General features: G+C 52.7%; 21 protein-coding genes. 19 read left to right on the forward strand and 2 right to left on the reverse strand.

The window, feature by feature from the left end; genetic code table 11:
• Window positions 1-113 precede the first annotated feature (113 nt).
• From KNP02_RS05600 to KNP02_RS05630, 7 genes are all read left to right on the forward strand, one after another.
• Window positions 114-1,136 (forward strand): YpbB family protein, encoded by a 1,023-nt coding sequence (locus KNP02_RS05600; RefSeq protein ID WP_251129137.1) that lies wholly within the window; start codon window positions 114-116, stop codon window positions 1,134-1,136.
• Entirely contained in the window at window positions 1,120-2,547 is a 1,428-nt protein-coding gene (locus KNP02_RS05605) for a RecQ family ATP-dependent DNA helicase (protein WP_084592791.1), read from the forward strand. Before KNP02_RS05600 ends, KNP02_RS05605 begins: the two co-directional genes overlap by 17 nt.
• A gap of 41 nt (window positions 2,548-2,588) precedes the next feature.
• Entirely contained in the window at window positions 2,589-2,792 is a 204-nt protein-coding gene (locus tag KNP02_RS05610) for a hypothetical protein (RefSeq protein WP_034777302.1), read from the forward strand.
• A 164-nt stretch (window positions 2,793-2,956) separates the two neighbouring features.
• A complete protein-coding gene (locus KNP02_RS15075; protein ID WP_214707491.1) occupies window positions 2,957-3,814 on the forward strand; it encodes a MerR family transcriptional regulator in 858 nt (285 codons plus the stop codon).
• Window positions 3,815-3,875: 61 nt separating this feature from the next.
• Entirely contained in the window at window positions 3,876-4,457 is a 582-nt protein-coding gene (locus tag KNP02_RS05620) for an adaptor protein MecA (protein WP_214707493.1), read from the forward strand.
• Between the two features lie 96 nt (window positions 4,458-4,553).
• A complete protein-coding gene (locus KNP02_RS05625; protein ID WP_214707495.1) occupies window positions 4,554-5,471 on the forward strand; it encodes a D-alanine--D-alanine ligase in 918 nt (305 codons plus the stop codon).
• 151 nt (window positions 5,472-5,622) lie between these two features.
• Complete coding sequence (locus KNP02_RS05630) at window positions 5,623-6,891, forward strand: Glu/Leu/Phe/Val family dehydrogenase (RefSeq protein WP_021067184.1); 1,269 nt, start codon at window positions 5,623-5,625, stop codon at window positions 6,889-6,891.
• A gap of 53 nt (window positions 6,892-6,944) precedes the next feature.
• Here KNP02_RS05630 and KNP02_RS05635 read toward each other — a convergent pair whose 3' ends face one another.
• Window positions 6,945-7,952, reverse strand: coding sequence for a YpdA family putative bacillithiol disulfide reductase (locus KNP02_RS05635; RefSeq protein ID WP_214707497.1), 1,008 nt, complete (start codon window positions 7,950-7,952; stop codon window positions 6,945-6,947).
• A gap of 36 nt (window positions 7,953-7,988) precedes the next feature.
• Entirely contained in the window at window positions 7,989-8,960 is a 972-nt protein-coding gene (locus tag KNP02_RS05640) for an asparaginase (RefSeq protein ID WP_034777308.1), read from the reverse strand.
• Window positions 8,961-9,068: 108 nt separating this feature from the next.
• Between KNP02_RS05640 and prsW the strand changes: the two genes are divergently transcribed.
• The 12 genes from prsW to KNP02_RS05700 all read left to right on the forward strand — a co-directional run bounded on the left by prsW (window position 9,069) and on the right by KNP02_RS05700 (window position 18,372).
• A complete protein-coding gene (gene prsW / locus KNP02_RS05645; RefSeq protein WP_034777310.1) occupies window positions 9,069-9,725 on the forward strand; it encodes a glutamic-type intramembrane protease PrsW in 657 nt (218 codons plus the stop codon).
• Window positions 9,726-9,745: 20 nt separating this feature from the next.
• Window positions 9,746-10,411, forward strand: a complete 666-nt coding sequence (locus KNP02_RS05650) for a flagellar brake protein (RefSeq protein ID WP_214707498.1) — start codon at window positions 9,746-9,748, stop codon at window positions 10,409-10,411.
• 74 nt (window positions 10,412-10,485) lie between these two features.
• Window positions 10,486-11,163 carry a (d)CMP kinase gene (gene cmk / locus KNP02_RS05655; RefSeq protein WP_214707500.1) on the forward strand — a complete coding sequence of 226 codons (678 nt, stop codon included), beginning with the start codon at window positions 10,486-10,488 and terminating at the stop codon, window positions 11,161-11,163.
• Complete coding sequence (locus KNP02_RS05660) at window positions 11,160-11,783, forward strand: lysophospholipid acyltransferase family protein (RefSeq protein WP_034777314.1); 624 nt, start codon at window positions 11,160-11,162, stop codon at window positions 11,781-11,783. Before cmk ends, KNP02_RS05660 begins: the two co-directional genes overlap by 4 nt.
• 140 nt (window positions 11,784-11,923) lie before the next feature.
• Window positions 11,924-13,072: a 30S ribosomal protein S1 gene (gene rpsA / locus KNP02_RS05665; protein WP_034777315.1), complete on the forward strand. Its 1,149-nt coding sequence runs from the start codon at window positions 11,924-11,926 to the stop codon at window positions 13,070-13,072.
• 129 nt (window positions 13,073-13,201) lie between these two features.
• On the forward strand, window positions 13,202-14,512 hold the full coding sequence (gene der, locus KNP02_RS05670) for a ribosome biogenesis GTPase Der (protein WP_034777316.1): 1,311 nt from the start codon (window positions 13,202-13,204) through the stop codon (window positions 14,510-14,512).
• Between the two features lie 17 nt (window positions 14,513-14,529).
• Entirely contained in the window at window positions 14,530-15,573 is a 1,044-nt protein-coding gene (locus tag KNP02_RS05675) for an NAD(P)H-dependent glycerol-3-phosphate dehydrogenase (RefSeq protein ID WP_034777318.1), read from the forward strand.
• Window positions 15,574-15,653: 80 nt separating this feature from the next.
• The gene (locus tag KNP02_RS05680) at window positions 15,654-15,854 is read left to right on the forward strand and encodes a DUF2768 family protein (RefSeq protein ID WP_034777319.1); all 201 of its coding nucleotides are present in this window, start codon (window positions 15,654-15,656) and stop codon (window positions 15,852-15,854) included.
• Between the two features lie 3 nt (window positions 15,855-15,857).
• Complete coding sequence (locus tag KNP02_RS05685; RefSeq protein WP_138859566.1) at window positions 15,858-16,568, forward strand: hypothetical protein; 711 nt, start codon at window positions 15,858-15,860, stop codon at window positions 16,566-16,568.
• A 109-nt stretch (window positions 16,569-16,677) separates the two neighbouring features.
• The gene (locus KNP02_RS05690) at window positions 16,678-16,950 is read left to right on the forward strand and encodes an HU family DNA-binding protein (RefSeq protein ID WP_021067196.1); all 273 of its coding nucleotides are present in this window, start codon (window positions 16,678-16,680) and stop codon (window positions 16,948-16,950) included.
• A 127-nt stretch (window positions 16,951-17,077) separates the two neighbouring features.
• Complete coding sequence (locus tag KNP02_RS05695) at window positions 17,078-17,650, forward strand: heptaprenyl diphosphate synthase component 1 (protein ID WP_138859565.1); 573 nt, start codon at window positions 17,078-17,080, stop codon at window positions 17,648-17,650.
• Window positions 17,651-17,670: 20 nt separating this feature from the next.
• Entirely contained in the window at window positions 17,671-18,372 is a 702-nt protein-coding gene (locus KNP02_RS05700; RefSeq protein WP_034777322.1) for a demethylmenaquinone methyltransferase, read from the forward strand.
• Window positions 18,373-18,374: the final 2 nt, after the last annotated feature.

Genomic DNA, 18,374 nt, shown 5'->3' on the forward strand with positions numbered 1-18,374 from the left:
CATAGAAATGATTTTCTACTGACTATGAGTAATTGTAGTCTACATACCCAAATATTTCAATGAGGAAACGAATAACGTTTTGGAAGCATAATTTTGACCGAGGAGGTGGAACGATGGTTCATTTAGCGGACGGGGTGTTGTTGCTTTCGATTGAGCGCTTGAAAGGGGAGCGCAGCGAGCGCAGTTTGTTTCATGTGTTGAACGGCAAACGTTCGGCGACGACACTGCAAGATGCCTTTTTTTATGACTTGGAACCAATTTTCGGATTGTTCCCCTATACGAAGTACGACTATGAGAAACTGCTCGCCTCGTTCGAGAAGCGAGGCTGGCTCAACCGTTCGAGCTTCACGTTGACCGAGGCCGGCAAGATGCTCGCTTCGCCGGAGGCGGTCAGTGAGCTGTTCGACCGTCTCGGCGGTGAGTATCGGGACTATACGACGATGACGTGGAAGCGGCTCAGTTTGTTCGTCCAGACGTTCATGTCGCTCGAGCATGAGCGGACGTTCTATCCGGTGCAGGCCGATCGACTGGCCGAACGCTGGGTCAAACAGATCGTCCGGACCGAGCGGGAGTGGCAACCGCTGATCCACAGCTTTCACCAGGAGCTTGAAACGGCCCTTGAAGAAGTGGGGGACCCGTATGCGACTGCCGTCGTCTATCGGTTCACCGGTGCGTTCGAGACAGGATACACGTATGAACAAATCGCCTCACTTATCGATGTCGATGCGCGCACGGCGCGGCTCTATTTCTTGGCCGGCTGGAACGCCCTGTTGTGGAAATTGCCAAGGGATGCCAAGTTGCTCGGCTTCGCGCACGGGTTGTCGAGCGAGCGGATGACGTTGTCGGCGCGCGAGTCGTATGAGCAGTTTTCGGCTGGTCGAACGTTCCAACAAGTCCAGTCCCAGCGACGGTTGCGCACGAGTACGATTGAAGACCACGTCGTCGAGATGGCGATGTATTTAGACGAGTTCCCGCTCGACCAATTTGTTCCGCTCGAGCAAATCAAGCAAGTCGAGCAGTTGCGTGACGAGTCGAGCTGGGCGCTCAAGCCGATTTTTGAACAAATCGACGGGATCAGTTACTATCAAATCCGATTGGTGTTCGCGAGATTGAAACGAGGTGAGACATTTGTTTGAGAAGACGTTGAAGCGGGTGTTCGGCTACGACAGCTTCCGTCCCGGTCAACGGGATGTGATCGAAGCGGTCGCCGACGGCCAGGACGTGTTGGCGATCATGCCGACCGGAGCGGGCAAGTCGTTGACGTTCCAACTCCCGTCCTATCTTAAAAATGACGGGCTGACCATCATCGTGTCACCGCTCTTGTCGCTCATCGAAGATCAGATGCTCCACATCCGTGAACGCGGCGAGCGGGGAGTGGCGCGATTGACATCGATGGAGACGCTCGAGGAGAAACAAGACATCTTGAATCATTTGAAGCGTTATCGCTTCTTATATTTATCGCCCGAACAACTCGCCGTGCCGCACGTGACGCGGGCGCTCGCTCGGACGCGGATTCAAATGCTCGTCGTCGACGAGGCCCACTGTATTTCGCAGTGGGGCCATGAGTTTCGACCCGAGTATGCCCGTCTAGGCGAGTTGCGTAAACAACTCGGCAGCCCGCAGTGCATGGCCGTCACCGCGACAGCCCCGGAGACGGTGAAACGGGATATCATCGAGAAGTTGGCGTTGTTCTCGCCGGCGCAGTTCGTCCATTCGGCAAACCGGCCTGAGATTCGACTCATCGTCGAACGTCTCGAGTCCGAGGACAAGATGCGGCGGTTGAGCGAGCTCGTCCATGACGTCCCGAAACCGGCCGTCATCTATACGGCGACACGGCGTGAAGCCGAAGCACTCGCGCTTCATCTTGACGACGCCTTGTTTTATCACGGTGGCATGTCGACTGAGGACCGCCGGCTCGTGCAATCGCAATTTTTACGAGATGAAGTCGCGATCATGGTATGTACGAGTGCGTTCGGGATGGGTGTGAATAAAGACAACGTCCGTTCGGTCATCCATTATCAAATCCCGGCCACGCTCGAGGCGTACATGCAAGAAATCGGGCGTGCCGGACGAGACGGCGAACCCGCATTTGCCGTCTTGCTCTATGCCGAAGGCGACGAACGCATTCAACAGTTTTTGATCGACCAACAATATCCGAAAGACAAAGACATCCGTCTCGCGTATTTGGAACGCGACAACGGCACGAGTCTGGCCCAACTGCCGCGTCTCTTGCGGTTGAACGAGGAAGACCCGGTTTGGGGATTGTTGAACCAGATGCTCGCCGAGCGGACGCTTGCTGAGGCGATCGATTGGGTAAAAGATAGAAAGCGTGCCCGCTATCGCCAGCTCGGACAGATGATGGACTACGCCCTCATCAAAACGTGCCGGCGTGATTACTTGTTGAACTATTTCTCGGAACAACCGGTCAAACAAGCCGATTGTTGCGACGTCTGTGGGGAGATTGTGTTCCCGCCGTCGGTTCAAATTGTGTCTAAAAATGTGACAGATTGGAAACATCGTTTATCTCGTATCTTCTCCTTTGATTGATATCATAGTAAAATGATAAAAAAGGTAAAGGAGGGCACACGTTGCGACATCGGAACCAAGCGGACTCACTTCGTGAACAAGTGGTGGACACGTTGCCGTCTCGCGCTGAACGACAAGAGCATGAGCGGAAAGAAAAATTGAACGACAATTGGCTGAAACGGCCGCTCGCTATGATGCTGACATTGACGATGTTTGCCATTATTCTCGTATTTTTATATATAGGTCGTCATACAATATTTTTCTGACAATACGACGGGGACGTCGTATTTTTTTATGAGCAATCTCTGTTTTGTCGAACCAATCGCACAATCTCACCAATTTCTCACAGGAATTGCACAATAAAACAGGTAAAGCGCTTCAGATGGGTCTATACTAAATAAGAAGAACTTGTAGGAAAGGAGGGGCTGCTGTGCCGAAGTACTCCATTAAGACGGTCGCGTCGCTCACCGGGGTCAACCCGACGACGATTCGAGCGTGGGAACGCCGCTATCAATTCATCGTGCCGAGCCGGACCGAATCCGGCCACCGATTGTATTCCGACCAAGACGTCGAAAAGATTAAATGGGTCGTTGAAAAACAACGGGAAGGCTTGACCGTTTCCCAAGCGATTCAACAACTTCATGAAGCCCCGAAGCCGAAGCCTGCCCGCCTCTATGACGAGGAGCTCATGGACGGGTTGCTCGAGGCGTTACTTTCATTTGACGAACGCAAGGCGCACGATTTGATCAATCGTGCCTTTAATACGTTCAGTTTTGAGAAGGTCACGAAAGATATCATTGGTCCGTTATTGACGGAGATCGGGACGCGTTGGGAGAATGGGGACATCACGATCGCGCATGAGCATTTTGCGACCGCTTTTTTGCGGGCCCGATTGTCGACCCTCTCGCTGCAGATGCCGATGAACCCATTTTTACCGCGGATCATTTGTGTGTGTGCCCCGGGCGAGATGCACGAGATCGGTCTGTTGTTCGTGACGCTTTACTTGCGTCAATATGGATACGACGTGATTTTCCTTGGTGCGGGCTTCCCGAAAGAGGATTTAAATGAGGCGTTGCACGATATCGACGCCAAGTGCTTGATCTTCTCCTGCACGTTGACGGAACATCTCGAGGACCTGAAAGAAGCGATGCGATTTATCCAAGCGGATCATCCCGATCTCGTCATCGGGGCCGGCGGATATGCCGTCAGCCTTCACGCGTCCGAGTTTGAGTCGGCCTTCCTTGGAGATACGCCCGAAGCATGGACCGAGTGGTTGTCAACTATTTGACAGGTTGCACAAACGAGAGTAGCTTATAAAGTAGGATTGATTAATCTTTGGAGGTTTTCGTTTGAGATTTGAAAAGCAAACTAAAGAACATTTAAGGGTATATTTGACGGCGAGTGACCTTTCGATTCGAGGGATTGCCATCGATACGATCGTTGGCGAGAGTGGTCAAGACTTGTGGCGGGAATTGCTCGAGACGGCGGAAGCGGAATTCGGTTTCATGCCCCAAGGCACCGTCGACTTGAACGTGACAATGTTTCCCCGTGATGGGCTCGTCATCGACGTCCAAAAAGTCGAGGCAGCCGTCCCGGATGCGGATCAAGAACAAGTCGAGATCCGTTTGACGATCGATGTGATTCATCATCTGATTTATCAGTTTGATGATATCGAGGACGTCATCAACGCCTCGGTCCGTTTGTTCCCGCACATGCAGGATACGGAGCAGGGCGGGGCGCTCTACCATTATGACGGACACTATTATTTACACTTCGTCGAAGTGCTCAAACCGGACGTCGAAGAGCGGTTGGCCGCCATCTTGTCGGAATACGGCCGCACGACGATCGTCAGCCCTTACGTCATGATGGAGTATGGCAAGACGATTCAAACTGAACAAGCCGTGAAACAGCTGTACGATACGTTCGCGTAAGTACGGCTTTTTTACTGTTCTGTTTCTATTGTTTTCGGCCGACACATGGTATGATAAAACTTGAATTTTTGAGAAGTTAGCCGAAGGAGAGATTTGATGAAAGTCGCGGTATTATATGGTGGTGTATCAGGTGAGCGGGAAGTGTCGCTCACGAGTGGTAAAGGAATGATTGAAGCGCTTGAAGCACGGGGTCACGACGTCGTGGCGATTGATTTTCACCCGGACCGGGCCAATGAGCTGTTGACGCTTCAAGCCGACGTCGTCGTCAGCGCCCTGCATGGCAAATACGGCGAAGATGGCCGTGTTCAGTCGCTCTTAGAGATGGCCGGATTGCCGTACACGGGGTCGGGCGTTTTGGCATCAGCGCTCGCGATGGACAAAGCCCGTGCGAAAATTATTTTCGCCGCTGCCGGCATTCGCATCGCCCGTGACGTCCTCATCGAGTCGGGCGACGACATCGACGCAAAAATCGTCGAGTGGGGCAGTGAGTTTCCATGTGTCGTCAAGCCGGCCCAAGAAGGGTCATCGAACGGATTGACGATCGCGATGGACGAAGCGATGCTCCGTGAAGGGATTGATAAAGCGTTCGCGTGCGATACGGCTGTCTTGGTCGAGCAATATATTAAAGGCCGTGAGTTGACGGTACCCGTCCTTGGGAATCACGGGACTGAGGCCGCACTCCCGGTCATCGAGATCATCCCGAAAAATGAATTTTATGACTATGAGTCGAAGTATTCAGAAGGTGGATCGATTCACGTTTGTCCGGCCGAGTTGCCGGACGCGTTGACTGAAGAAGTTCAAACGGCTGCCATCAAAGCGCACCGTGCCCTCGGTTGCAGCGGTTATTCTCGTTCGGACTTCCTCGTCTCTGAAGATGGGCTCGCTTATATTTTAGAGACGAACACGCTTCCGGGTATGACACCGCTCAGCTTGTTCCCGGACAGCGCCCGGGCCGTCGGGATCTCGTACGGTGAGCTGTTAGAGCGATTCATCGAACTGGCACTAGAAAAGTAAGAAGGGAATTCCCCCTTCTTTTTTCATTTTAGAAAACGCTTTCATTATTTTTGTAAAAGCCTTTCAAATTGGGCGCGTATCAGCTATACTTTTAAACGAATACGAGGTTGATTCTTGGGGGAGAATTGACAATTTAGGGGAGGAAACCTTCATGATTACGGATCAAGAAAAAGGTCATCAAAAACGAAAAAACATCCTTGAATCGACACAAGAAGTGATACACGAGGCGCTTGATAAGCTCGGGTATCCAGAAGAGATGTATGAGCTCTTGAAAGAGCCACTTCGGATGTTGACCGTCCGCATCCCGGTACGTATGGATGACGGATCGACAAAGATTTTCACAGGATACCGGGCGCAACATAATGACGCGGTCGGACCGACGAAAGGTGGGATTCGCTTCCACCCGAGCGTGACGGAGGTCGAAGTGAAGGCGTTGTCGGTCTGGATGAGCTTGAAGGCCGGAATTGTCGACCTTCCATACGGTGGCGGTAAAGGCGGGATCGTCTGTGATCCGCGTGAGATGAGTTTCCGTGAAATCGAACGATTGAGCCGGGGTTATGTCCGAGCCATCAGTCAAATCGTCGGACCGACGAAAGATATCCCAGCGCCGGACGTGTTCACGAACTCGCAAATCATGGCGTGGATGATGGATGAGTATAGCCGCATCGATGAATTCAATTCGCCGGGCTTCATCACTGGTAAACCGCTCGTGCTCGGTGGCTCGCATGGACGTGAGACGGCGACGGCAAAAGGTGTCGCCATCATGATCCGGGAAGCGGCGCTGCGCCGTGGGATCGAATTGAAAGGGGCGCGTGTCGTCGTCCAAGGGTTCGGGAATGCTGGTAGCTTCTTGTCGAAGTTCATGCATGACGCCGGGGCGAAAGTGATCGCCGTCAGCGATGCATATGGTGCGATCCACGATGAGAACGGGCTCGATATCCCGTATCTTCTCGATCGTCGAGATTCGTTCGGGACGATCTCGACGCTCTTCAAGAACACGATCTCGAACAAAGAAATGTTAGAACTCGACTGCGACATCTTGGTCCCGGCCGCGATTGAGAACCAAATCACCGAAGACAACGCCGACAACATCAAGGCGTCCATCGTCGTCGAGGCCGCCAACGGACCGACGACGAACGAAGCGACCCGCATCTTGACAGAGCGCGGCATCCTGCTTGTCCCGGATGTACTCGCTTCGAGCGGTGGGGTAACCGTCTCGTATTTCGAATGGGTTCAAAACAATCAAGGATACTATTGGACGGAAGAGGAAGTGGAAGAGAAGCTTGAGAAAGTGCTCGTCCACTCGTTCAATACGGTGTATAACACGTCATCGGCCCGTAAAGTCGACATGCGTCTCGCCGCCTATATGGTCGGTGTACGCAAGATGGCGGAAGCATCGCGCTTCCGCGGTTGGGTATAATTAGACAGCGAAAAGAGGGAGAACCTGGCTTCAGGTTCTCCCTCTTTCGTCGATTACGTGGTCACACCGTTGCGCTCCCGAAGCGTCTCGGCGATCGCTTGGCCATGGAATCGGCCGTTCTCGATAAAGATTTTATTGGCATCATTTCCGGCGGCGACGACACCGGCGATGAACAAGCCGTCGACGTTCGTCTCGAACGTCGTCTCGTCAAACGAGGGCACACCGGTCTCCTCATCGACTTGGACCCCGGCATCGGCGAACAGCCCATGGTCGGGCAGGTAGCCCGTCATGGCGAGGACGTGGTCGGTCTCGAGCCGATGTTCTTCACCGTGCTGACGATAGACGACGTGATGCGGTTCGATTCGAACGATCTCCGCTTCGAGCTCGAGTCGCACCTTGTCATGACGGACGAGCGAGTCAAAAGTCGGCAGGACCCACGGTTTGACGGACGGACTGTAACCGTCCCCGCGATAGAGTACCGTGACGTGGGCGCCGGCCTTCTCGAGCTCGATGGCCGCGTCGACCGCGGAGTTCTTACCGCCGATGACCGTCACGCGTTGTCGGTAAAACGGATGCGCTTCTTTGAAATAATGCGTGACGTGCGGCAACTCTTCACCTGGGACGTCCAACGTACGAGGACGGCCATAATACCCGGTGGCCAAGATGACATAATCGGCCTGACGCTCTTTGACGCCGTCACGGTCATGGCGTGACCGAACGATGAACCCGTCCTCGGAACGCGTGACCGTTTCGACCGTCTCGAACGGTTGGACGTTGAGACCGGTCCGGCTGACGACTTCCCGATAGTAGACGAGCGCGTCTTGACGACGCGGTTTCAAATCTTTACAGATAAACGGGATATCCCCGATTTCGAGCAAGCTGGCAGAAGAGAAAAATGTTTGATGGGTCGGATACCGATAGATAGCATCGACGATATTGCCGCGCTCGATGACCGTGCACGAGATGCCGATCCGTTCTAATTCGATCGCAGCCGACAGCCCACATGGTCCGGCGCCGACGACGATAGCATGTTTATTCAATGAAATCACCTCATCCCTCATTGTATGGAAGGACGAAACGGTTGGCAAGCCGCCAACTCACTGTTGGAAGCTGAAGCTATGTTCCATGACCGCTTGGGACGAACCCGCCTCGAGCTCGACAAGGAGGCGAAGTCTCGCCTTTTGTGAGTTCAGACCGTTCGAGAAGATGATGCCCATCTCTTTCAGTTGCTGGCCACCTCCGACGTAGCCGTACACGTCTTGTACGATTCCGTTGAAACAACGGCTGACGATGACGACCGGCATCCGCTCGACGAGCATCTCGAGCGCGGGGACGATTGACGGTGGGACATTCCCTTGCCCGAGTACTTCAAGGACGAGCCCGTCATAGCCGAGCGCGAGTACCGCCTCGAGCAGGTCCGGCTCCATCCCGGCGACGACTTTCAGCACCGCGACCCGTTTCGTGATCGATGGAATCATTTTCGGTTGTTTTGTCGTCGGCTGACTGTAAATGAGGACGTGATCTTTCGTCACCATACCGACGTTGCCGAAGTGGACCGATTTGAACGTGTCGACCGAGGACGTGTGCGTCTTCGTGACGTTGAAGGCGGAGTGGATTTCACCATTGAAGACGACGAGCACGCCTTTGCCGCGTGCCACATCACTTTGGGCGACCCGAAGCGCCGTGATGAGATTGAATTCGCCGTCCGAGCCGACCTCGTTTGACGAGCGCATCGCTCCGGTCAACACAATCGGGACCGGTGCACCAAGCGTGATTTGTAAGAAGTAGGCCGTCTCTTCGAGTGTGTCCGTCCCGTGAGTGATGACGACCCCATCGTACGTGTCTTGTGTCAATTGTTGATTGATGAACTGGGCGAGCTCGAGCATTTTCTCGGGCGTCATGTGCGGCGACGGGATGTTCGAGAAATGTTTCGTTGTGATATTCGCGATGTCGGTCGCTTTCGGTAACGTCGCGTCGATCGGATTGACTTCGCTCGGCATGACATGTCCCGACCCCGATTGAGACATGGCGATTGTGCCGCCGGTGTGGATCAGTAATAAATGGTTCATAAACAGACCTCCAACTTTTTTGTTCGTTTCTTCCAATTTCTAGGTGCGACCTACTTTTTCTTTCTTCTATTTCAGTGTATGCTTAACGTGAGAAAGGAGAGATGCATCATGATTGCAATCGCCTTGTCTGCGGTTGCGCCAGGGTTCGCCCTTCTTTCCTACTTCTATCTCCGGCATGAATTGGAAGCGGAACCGCTCGGCTATGTGATCCGTTCGTTCGTCGCCGGGGCCATTCTCGTCTTTCCGATCATGTTCGTGCAGTATGCGTTCGTGGAAGAAGGGGTGCTCGTGGGCCCGTTTTGGAAGGCGTTCGTGGCCACCGCGCTATTAGAAGAGTTTTTTAAGTGGTTCATGATTTATTATACAATATACATACATAAAGTCTTTGATGATTACTACGACGGGATTCTCTATGCGGTCGCCTGTTCACTCGGCTTTGCCACGTTAGAGAATTTTCTATATTTATGGGTGTACGACTCGATTGAAATCGCCATTTGGCGTGCTGTGTTGCCGGTGAGTGGGCATGCGCTCTTCGCTGTCGTGATGGGGTTTTGCCTCGGCCGGGCCAAACATTCCGCTCATGAGCGCTTCTGGCTGTTCACAGCCGTCATGGCGGCGACATTGTTGCATGGCATGTTCGACTATATCTTGCTCGTCGAACCGATGAACAAAGTGCCGGCTGTCGTCTATATCGTCGTCTTATGGATGGTCGCGCTTTTGCTCGTGCGGACCGCCAATCGCTCCAACCATCGCCAGTACAAATAGAATAAAAGGGGAATCGTTTCATGTTAAAAGTAGGACAAGAGTTACGGGTAGAAGTCGAAGGGAGAAAAGAAGGAAAGACAAAAATCGCGGCTATCAACGACCAAGTCGTCTGGATTGAGTCCCCGAGTGAGACGGATACCTTAAAGACGTTTTTCTTGCACGAGGACGAATCGATGCGTGTCTATTTCTTCGTAGGAGAAGAGCAGCTCTATGCGTTTGATACGGTCGTAACGAGACGGGTGAGCGATGCGCAACTGACGCTTCGCTACGCCTTCGCGTTGCCGGATGAAAAGAAAATCAAGCGCGTGCAGCGCCGTGAATATTTACGTGTCCCTGAAATGATCAATGTGACCGTATCCGCCGAGGACGGCCAGGCGTTCCCATCGTTTGAGACGACGTCGCTCGACGTGTCGGCCGGCGGTATGCGCATCATCTCCAATCGAGCCCCGGTCGCGGTCGACGAGTCGATGATCGTCACGTTCCATATTAATGATGACCGGGGCGTGCTGCAGACGTTCCGCGTCAAGAGCCGCCTCGTCCGCATCCATGAACAGACGGCCAAACAAGAGTTGTCGCTTTGCTTTGAAGAGTTATCACACCGGGACCAGGAGACGATTTTACGTTATTGCTTCCGAGCCCAGCTCGAAGCGAGAAAACGGACCGGCTCCGTATTTTCTTCACGATAAAAAACTGGTATGATGTTCTCGGAACAAATGACCGAGAGGAGGCGGGTATCGGGGTGAGCCGATACCCAATTTTTATGAATAAACCGTTACAGATTGCATTAGATGGACCGGCCGGAGCCGGAAAGAGTACGATCGCGAAAACGCTCGCTAAAAAACTAGGGTATGTCTATATCGATACGGGTGCGATTTATCGTGCCGTGACGTATCGTGCCCTCAGAGACGGGGTCGGTCTCGAAGACGGGCCGAAACTCGCCGAGATGATCGGCAACATGGATTTACGGCTCGTCCCGTCCGAGAACGGACAACGTGTGTTCGACGGCGCCGACGAAGTGACCGACGTCATCCGGACGAGCGAAGTGACGAACAACGTCAGTTTCGTCGCGCGCCAGCCGGAAGTACGGGCTGCCCTTATGGATTTACAGCGTGACCTCGCGAGTAAAGGCGGAATCGTCATGGACGGCCGTGATATCGGCACGCACGTCTTACCAGGCGCCGACTTGAAAGTGTTCATGACGGCGACGGTCGAAGAACGGGCCCGCCGTCGCCACGAAGAGAACGTGGCGAAAGGGTTGCCGAGCGACCTCGGACAGTTACAGCTTGAGATTGCCCTCCGCGACAAGCGCGACTCGGAACGAGAGGTCGCTCCGCTTCGCCAAGCGGACGACGCGCACTACCTCGACACGACCGAGCTGTCGATCGACGGGGTCGTCGAGGCGATCGAGCAATTGATGAAGCAGGTGATTGAACGATGAGACCACTCAACAATGGGCCGTTCGGCATGTATCGTCTCGCGGTGGGCGTCGTCAATATCATTCGCCGGTTGAGTTTCCGCGTCGAATATATCGGACGGGAAAACGTCCCGCTCGACGGGTCGATGATCGTCTGTTCAAACCATCAATCGAACTGGGACCCGGTACTTCTCGCCGGGGCGATGCCGAAACAACGCCAGCTCCGCTTCTTTGCGAAAAAAGAGTTGTTTGAAGTCCCGGTATTGAAACATATCTTGAACCGTGCTGGACAGATTCCTGTGTCACGCGGAGAAGGCGACCGCCAGGCACTCCGGGTCGTCTTGCAAAAGTTGAAGGAAGACGAGGTCATCTCGATCTTTCCGGAAGGGACACGCTCGAAAGACGGGACGCTCGGCAAAGCCCAGGCCGGAGTCGGGTTCTTTGCGCTCCGCTCGGACGCCTCGGTGCTTCCGGTAGCAATCATCGGCACATATAAGTTCCGTTCGAAGCTTAAAGTCGTGATCGGCAAGCCAGTCGACTTGAGCGGGCTAAAAGCGGAGAAGGCGAGTGCTCAAACCGCGGCCGATTTGATTATGGCGACGATCGGTGATTTGTACATGCAGCATTCACGGAACGTTCGTTAATTTCAGGTTTAATCTCGCGCCAGGAAAGGAACTAACCTGATAACACCTTGACAAATCTTTCGAATTATAAGAAGTTTATACTAGGTGTAAGCGCCTTAGGGCGTTCCTTTTTGTACTCATCGTGAGGGGGTAGTGTTGGAATGGTCGAAGAAATGAAAGATATGCCTGATTTTGAGATTAATCGAGGTCAAATTGTGACCGGTACTGTCGTCAAAATCGAGGACAAACAAGCATTGATCGATATCGGTTATAAGACCGAGGCAATTTTACCAATCAGCGAAGTATCAAGCATGCATTTAGACGATTTAAACGAATCACTCCATGTTAACGACGAAATCCGTGTCAAAGTGAAAAAGGTCACGGACGAAGAGGTGGTCGTTTCGAAGAAAGACGTGGATGCCGAGGCAGCTTGGGATCAAATCGTCGAGAAATTCGAATCTGGCGAAGTGTTCGAGGTCATGGTAAAAGACAAGGTCAAAGGTGGTCTTGTCGTTGACATCGGTATCCGTGGATTTATCCCGGCTTCGCTCGTAGAAAACCACTTTGTCGAAGACTTCTCATCCTACTTGAATAAACCGATTACGGTTAAAGTCGTCGAGATTGACCGCGAGAAAAATCGCGTCATCTTGTCGCATAAAGCGGTTGCTGAAGCTGAAATGAGCGCGAAGAAAGCGGAGACGCTCGAATCGCTCGAGGTCGGTCAAATCATCGAAGGGACGGTTCAACGTCTCACTGATTTCGGTGCATTCGTCGATATCGGCGGCGTCGACGGACTCGTCCACATTTCGGAAATGGCCCATAGCCGGGTAGAGAAACCGAGCGATGTTGTGACTGAAGGAGACAAAGTCAAAGTGAAAGTGCTTGGACTTGACCTCGACAACGAGAAAGTGAAGTTGTCGATCAAAGAGACGCAACCTGGACCGTGGGAATCGGTGGAAGGTAAAATTCAACCGGGCGACGTGATCGACGGGAAAGTCAAACGTCTCGTGACGTTCGGTGCTTTCGTCGAAGTCGCGCCGCAAGTCGAAGGTTTGCTGCACATCTCGCAGATTGCGAACCGACACATCGCGACGCCGTCTGAAGTGTTGTCAGAAGGCCAAGACGTGAAAGTGAAAGTGCTCGATGTCCATCTTGATGAGAAGAAAATCTCACTCTCGATGCGTGCGCTCGAGTCGAGTGATTCGACGCGTGAAGACGCGGACCAATCGCTGCTTGACGAGTATAGTGACCAAGGAGGGTTCTCTGTCTCTGAATTGACAGGAGAAGAGACCTCGGACGATTCTAAATAAGACGGTCGTTCAAGCGGGAGCCAGACTCCCGCTTCTTTTTGTATGGTCACGGAAATAGCGCTGTGATATGATAGTACAGTTGCAATTAGAAACGATCAGTTATTAAATGAAAGTTAGAGAGGTGTTTATATGGGAATTCCAGCAGTGGCCATCGTAGGCCGCCCGAATATTGGGAAATCCACGATTTTTAACCGGATTATCGGAGATCGCGTGTCGATCGTCGATGATAAACCGGGGGTAACACGCGACCGCATTTATGGGACGGGTGAGTGGTTGAACCGTAAGTTTCATTTAATCGATACAGGCGGGATCGAGGTCGGTGATGAGCCGCTTCTCGTTCAAATGCGCCACCAGGCTGAGCTTGCGATCGATGAGGCGGACGTTATCATTTTCATGGTGAACGGACGCGAAGGCATTACAGCGGCAGACGAAGAAGTGGCGAACTTGTTGTTCCGTTCGAACAAACCGATCGTCCTCGCCGTCAACAAAGTCGATAACTTCGAGATGCGCGAACTCATGTATGAGTTCTATTCGCTCGGATTCGGCGATCCGTTCCCGATTTCGGGGACACACGGACTCGGGCTTGGAGACTTGCTCGACAAAGTTCTCGATTTGGCGCCAGATAAAGATGACTATGAATACAATGAAGAAGTCATCCAGTTTTCGCTCATCGGACGTCCGAACGTTGGGAAATCGAGCTTGACGAATGCGATTCTCGGTGAAGAACGCGTCATCGTCTCGGATATCGCGGGGACGACTCGTGATGCGATCGATACACCGTTCACACGGGATGGGCAAGAGTACGTCATCATCGATACGGCCGGTATGCGTAAACGCGGAAAAGTGTATGAATCAACCGAGCGTTATAGCGTCATGCGTGCCCAAAAGGCAATCGAACGTTCGAACGTAGTCCTCGTCGTCATCGACGGCGAAGAAGGCATCATCGAGCAAGACAAACGCGTCGCCGGCCTCGCCCACGAAGCGGGGAAAGCCATCGTGCTCGTCGTCAACAAGTGGGATGCCGTCGACAAAGACGATAAGACGATGAAGAAGATGGAAGAGAAGATTCGTAAAGAGTTCTTGTTCCTCGACTACGCGCCGATCGTATTTTTGTCGGCTCTCACGTCGAAACGTCTTCAGACGTTGCTTCCGGTCATCAAGGAAGTGGCCGAGTCGCACCGTCGTCGGATCTCGACGAGCGTGTTGAACGACGTCATCGTCGACGCGGTCGCGATGAACCCGACACCGACGGACAAAGGACAGCGACTCAAGATTAACTACGCGACGCAAGTGGCCATCGAGCCGCCGACGTTCGTGTTGTTCGTCAACGACCCAGAGTTGCTTCACTTCTCGTACAAACGTTATCTAGACAACCAGATTCGCCGCGCATTTGACTTCACTGGTACACCGATTCATATCGTGGCGCGTCAGAAAAACTAGTAATGGGGGTGCCTTCTATGGCAAAAGTTGCTGTCATCGGCGCAGGGAGCTGGGGAACGGCGTTATCACTCGTCCTCGCTGACAACGGACACGACGTCCTGCTTTATGGACGTGAAGAAGAGCATGTGCATGAAATCAATACCGACCACACGAATTCGACGTATTTGAAAGATGCGCCGTTACCGACCTCGATTCGAGCGACGACGGACTTGGCAGAAGCGGTCGCCGGCCGCTCCATCGTGTTCCTCGTCGTCCCGAGTTCGGCGATTCGTCCGGTGTCTCGTGAGTTGAACGCACTTCTCACGGAGCCGGCCGTTCTTGTCCACGCCGCTAAAGGGATCGAACCGAAGACGCACAAACGTCTGTCGGAGATCATCGCCGAAGAAATCGATCCGGCGAAACGCCGGGCCATCGGTGTTTTGACCGGCCCGACCCACGCGGAAGAAGTGGCGGTCCGTAAATTGACGACCATCACGATCGCCTGCGAGGATTTGGACGTGGCCGATGAGATTCAAGAGTTGCTCACGAACGATCAGTTCCGGGTGTATTTGAACTCGGACGTCATCGGAGCGGAGTATGGTGGTGCCCTTAAAAACATCATCGCGCTCGCTGCGGGGATGACGGACGGCCTCGGTTACGGCGACAATGCCAAAGCGGCCCTCATGACGCGCGGGATCGTTGAAATCGCGCGACTCGGGGTCAAACTCGGTGCCAACCCGGCCTCGTTCTCGGGATTGACCGGGATTGGGGATTTAATCGTCACGGCCACGTCCCAGCATAGCCGTAACTGGCGTGCCGGGAACGCGATCGGCCGTGGTGAAAAACTCGAGGACGTGCTCGGTCATATGGGAATGGTCGTCGAAGGTGTTCGTGCCTGTGAGGCGGCGCATACGCTCGCTCGGGAAGCCGGTGTCGAGATGCCGATCACGGAAGCCCTTTACAACGTATTGTTCGAAGGCAAGAGCCCGCATGATGAAGTACAAAAGTTAATGAGACGCCCGCAAAAGCATGAGATGGAAGAAGTATTCCATTTCGAAGGCGGCGAAGAGCAAAGGGACTGACGTTTTCGTTCAGTTCCTTTGTTTTTTTTGCTACACTTATGTACGGAGAAAGAATTAAAGAGAAAGTCGAGGGGATAGACGTGACACCGTCACTCATCAAGATGTGGATTTCATTTGCGGGGATTGGAGCGTTTGCCATCGCCGCGCTTATGGTGGCAATCAGCCATACGAAGCTATCGGGATGGTTCGCGGCGCTCGTCCGCGTCATCGCATTTGTCATATTTTTATTTGGAACGATCATCATGATTTATGTGGTCGCTTCAGGACCGACAGGAGGATAACACGTGAAACGGATTTTGTTGGTCGCTAGTCTTTTGGCGGCGACCGTGCTCAGTGGATGTATGTTCCCGGACTCGAACCGGGTCGATAACGTGCCGTATGAAGATCAATTGACATCGGTCCAGACGGCCGTTGATTCGTTCAAAGAGACGACCGGTGTCTTGCCAATCAAAACGAAACCGGCTGAAACGCCTCTCATGGAGCGTTACCCGATCGAATTCGCCCGTCTCGTGCCTGGTTATTTGGCCGATCCGCCGGTGAACAGTTTCGAAGGGGGCGGCTTGTTCTTATATGTCCTTGTCGACGCCGAGACCGACCCTACCGTCAAGCTCATTGATTTGCGCGTGACCGAACGGTTGCAAACGTTACAGACGAACATTAACGCCTTTCGGGCCAAAGAAGGGAAATTTCCGTTTGACGGGTCGGTCGGCAAGAATCAATTCACGATCGATTATGATCTCATCTTCGTCTCAGAAGAACCGACGGTCCCGAGTCCATACACCGATACCGAGTTGCCAATCTATGTCGACGGGACCGGGCAATTATTTGTCGATTACCGGACCGACCTTGAAGCCGCCCTTGAGAACACGGATGTAGAGCCAAAAGTCGGGGAAGACATTCGGTATTTGCTCTATAATGACTCCCCGTTCGCCCCTGCTTATTCGCAAGGGTACACGATTAATGAACAAGGTGAGGTCGAGTTTTTAAACAACTGATCGTCGGAACGGGTCGAATATGGGCTTTTCACTTAAAAAATGTTGTCATATCAACGTTTGTACGATATGATTAATCCCGTAAACTCCCTGTGAGAGGAGGTGAATCGTGATGAACAAAACTGAATTGATCCAAGCAGTTGCGGAGAAAGCCAACGTTTCGAAAAAAGAAGCTACACAAGTTGTAGAAGCTACATTCGAATCTATCACTGAAGCACTCCAAAACGGTGATAAAATTCAATTGATCGGTTTTGGTACTTTTGAAGTTCGTGAACGTGCTGCCCGTAAAGGCCGTAACCCACGTACGAAAGAAGATATCGAAATCCCGGCGAGCAAAGTTCCTGCCTTTAAAGCAGGTAAAGCGCTCAAAGATGCGGTCAAATAATGTGCAATACATAAGTCGCCGAAAGGCGGCTTTTTTTGTGGTGGAAAGCGAGTTCACATGGCGTGAATGTGACAAAAATGTGCTATACTATGTCAGAATGACAACGAAGAGGACGAGGGGGAATAGCATGGAACAGATGACATACGAAACCGTTGTCACCGACCTTGCTCGTCAAATCGAAGAACGCATGACCCATCCGTATTTGACGAGACACGAGATTGTACCCGCAGTCGACATGCCTTTACTTCGTTGGATGGTCGAGATGATTGAAATCGAATCGAATCAACAACGTCAGCTCGTGCTTGCGACGTATTTTGCGCACCAAGCGCTCGAACTGCACGATCAAGTAAAGGATAGTCCGAACGGATCGCTCGAGCGGCAATTGAAAGTGCTCGCCGGCGATTATGCCTCGGCTCAATTTTATAAAATTCTGGCCCTGTTTCCTGCCGATTATAGCAATTGCTTCGGCCGGACGGTCCAGCTCGTCAATGGGGCGAAATGTACACTTGCGTTAGACGCAGACGTACCTGTCACGACGTGGATGGAAGCGAACTTCGGATTGATCAAAACGTTTTCTGAAGTGATCGGTCAGGCTTACTTGACCGCATACGGAAAAACGATCATCGAACGAAAGGCGGCGGAACTGCGCCAAGAACAACGAGAACAGCTATCGACGCTCCTGGCGCACGCTGTCGCTTAGAACGGAAAGGATGTTACGTATTGCAACCGAAAGAAAAAGAGCAAAAAGTATATGACGTGTTTCAATCAATCTCACCGAGCTACGATACGATGAACTCGATCATCAGCTTCCGTTTGCATAAATGGTGGCGCAAAGCGACAATGCGTCGCATGCAAGTGTTCCCAGGGGCTAAATGTCTCGACGTCTGTTGCGGGACGGCTGATTGGACGATTCAACTCGCCGAGGCGGCCGGGAATACCGGTGTCGTCAAAGGTCTAGATTTCTCCGAGAACATGCTCGCGGTCGGACAAGAGAAAGTGGAAGAATATCCGACAATCGAACTCATCCATGGTAACGCGATGGCATTGCCGTTCGGCGATCACTCGTTCGACTATGTGACGATCGGTTTTGGTCTTCGCAACGTCCCGGACTATATGACGGTGCTCCGTGAGATGCACCGGGTGTTGAAGCCGGGTGGGACGGTCGTCTGTCTCGAGACGAGCCAACCGACGGCACCGCTCTTCAGCGAGCTATATCGATTTTACTTTGGGTCGGTCATGCCACTGTTCGGTAAAGTGTTTGCCGGCTCGTATGATCAATATAAGTGGCTCCAAGAATCGACCGATCAATTCCCGGACCGGTTGACACTAAAACGGATGTTTGAGACGGCAGGATTCGAACAAGTCGAAGTGAAGGCGTTCTCCGGCGGTGCGTGTGCCATGCACTTAGGAAAGAAGTGGTGACC

This window comes from Exiguobacterium sp. s40 (genome assembly GCF_018617905.1).
GTDB classification, from domain to species: Bacteria; Bacillota; Bacilli; order Exiguobacteriales; family Exiguobacteriaceae; genus Exiguobacterium; species Exiguobacterium mexicanum_A.

Coding starts and splice junctions, on each gene's coding strand:
- KNP02_RS05600 (WP_251129137.1), top strand. CDS start 114: ATGGTTCATTTAGCGGACGGGGTGTTGTTGCTTTCGATTGAGCGCTTG.
- KNP02_RS05625 (WP_214707495.1), top strand. CDS start 4,554: ATGAAAGTCGCGGTATTATATGGTGGTGTATCAGGTGAGCGGGAAGTG.
- KNP02_RS05630 (WP_021067184.1), top strand. CDS start 5,623: ATGATTACGGATCAAGAAAAAGGTCATCAAAAACGAAAAAACATCCTT.
- KNP02_RS05635 (WP_214707497.1), bottom strand. CDS start 7,952: ATGAGGGATGAGGTGATTTCATTGAATAAACATGCTATCGTCGTCGGC.
- KNP02_RS05640 (WP_034777308.1), bottom strand. CDS start 8,960: ATGAACCATTTATTACTGATCCACACCGGCGGCACAATCGCCATGTCT.
- prsW (WP_034777310.1), top strand. CDS start 9,069: ATGATTGCAATCGCCTTGTCTGCGGTTGCGCCAGGGTTCGCCCTTCTT.
- KNP02_RS05650 (WP_214707498.1), top strand. CDS start 9,746: ATGTTAAAAGTAGGACAAGAGTTACGGGTAGAAGTCGAAGGGAGAAAA.
- cmk (WP_214707500.1), top strand. CDS start 10,486: ATGAATAAACCGTTACAGATTGCATTAGATGGACCGGCCGGAGCCGGA.
- KNP02_RS05660 (WP_034777314.1), top strand. CDS start 11,160: ATGAGACCACTCAACAATGGGCCGTTCGGCATGTATCGTCTCGCGGTG.
- rpsA (WP_034777315.1), top strand. CDS start 11,924: ATGGTCGAAGAAATGAAAGATATGCCTGATTTTGAGATTAATCGAGGT.
- der (WP_034777316.1), top strand. CDS start 13,202: ATGGGAATTCCAGCAGTGGCCATCGTAGGCCGCCCGAATATTGGGAAA.
- KNP02_RS05675 (WP_034777318.1), top strand. CDS start 14,530: ATGGCAAAAGTTGCTGTCATCGGCGCAGGGAGCTGGGGAACGGCGTTA.
- KNP02_RS05690 (WP_021067196.1), top strand. CDS start 16,678: ATGAACAAAACTGAATTGATCCAAGCAGTTGCGGAGAAAGCCAACGTT.
- KNP02_RS05695 (WP_138859565.1), top strand. CDS start 17,078: ATGGAACAGATGACATACGAAACCGTTGTCACCGACCTTGCTCGTCAA.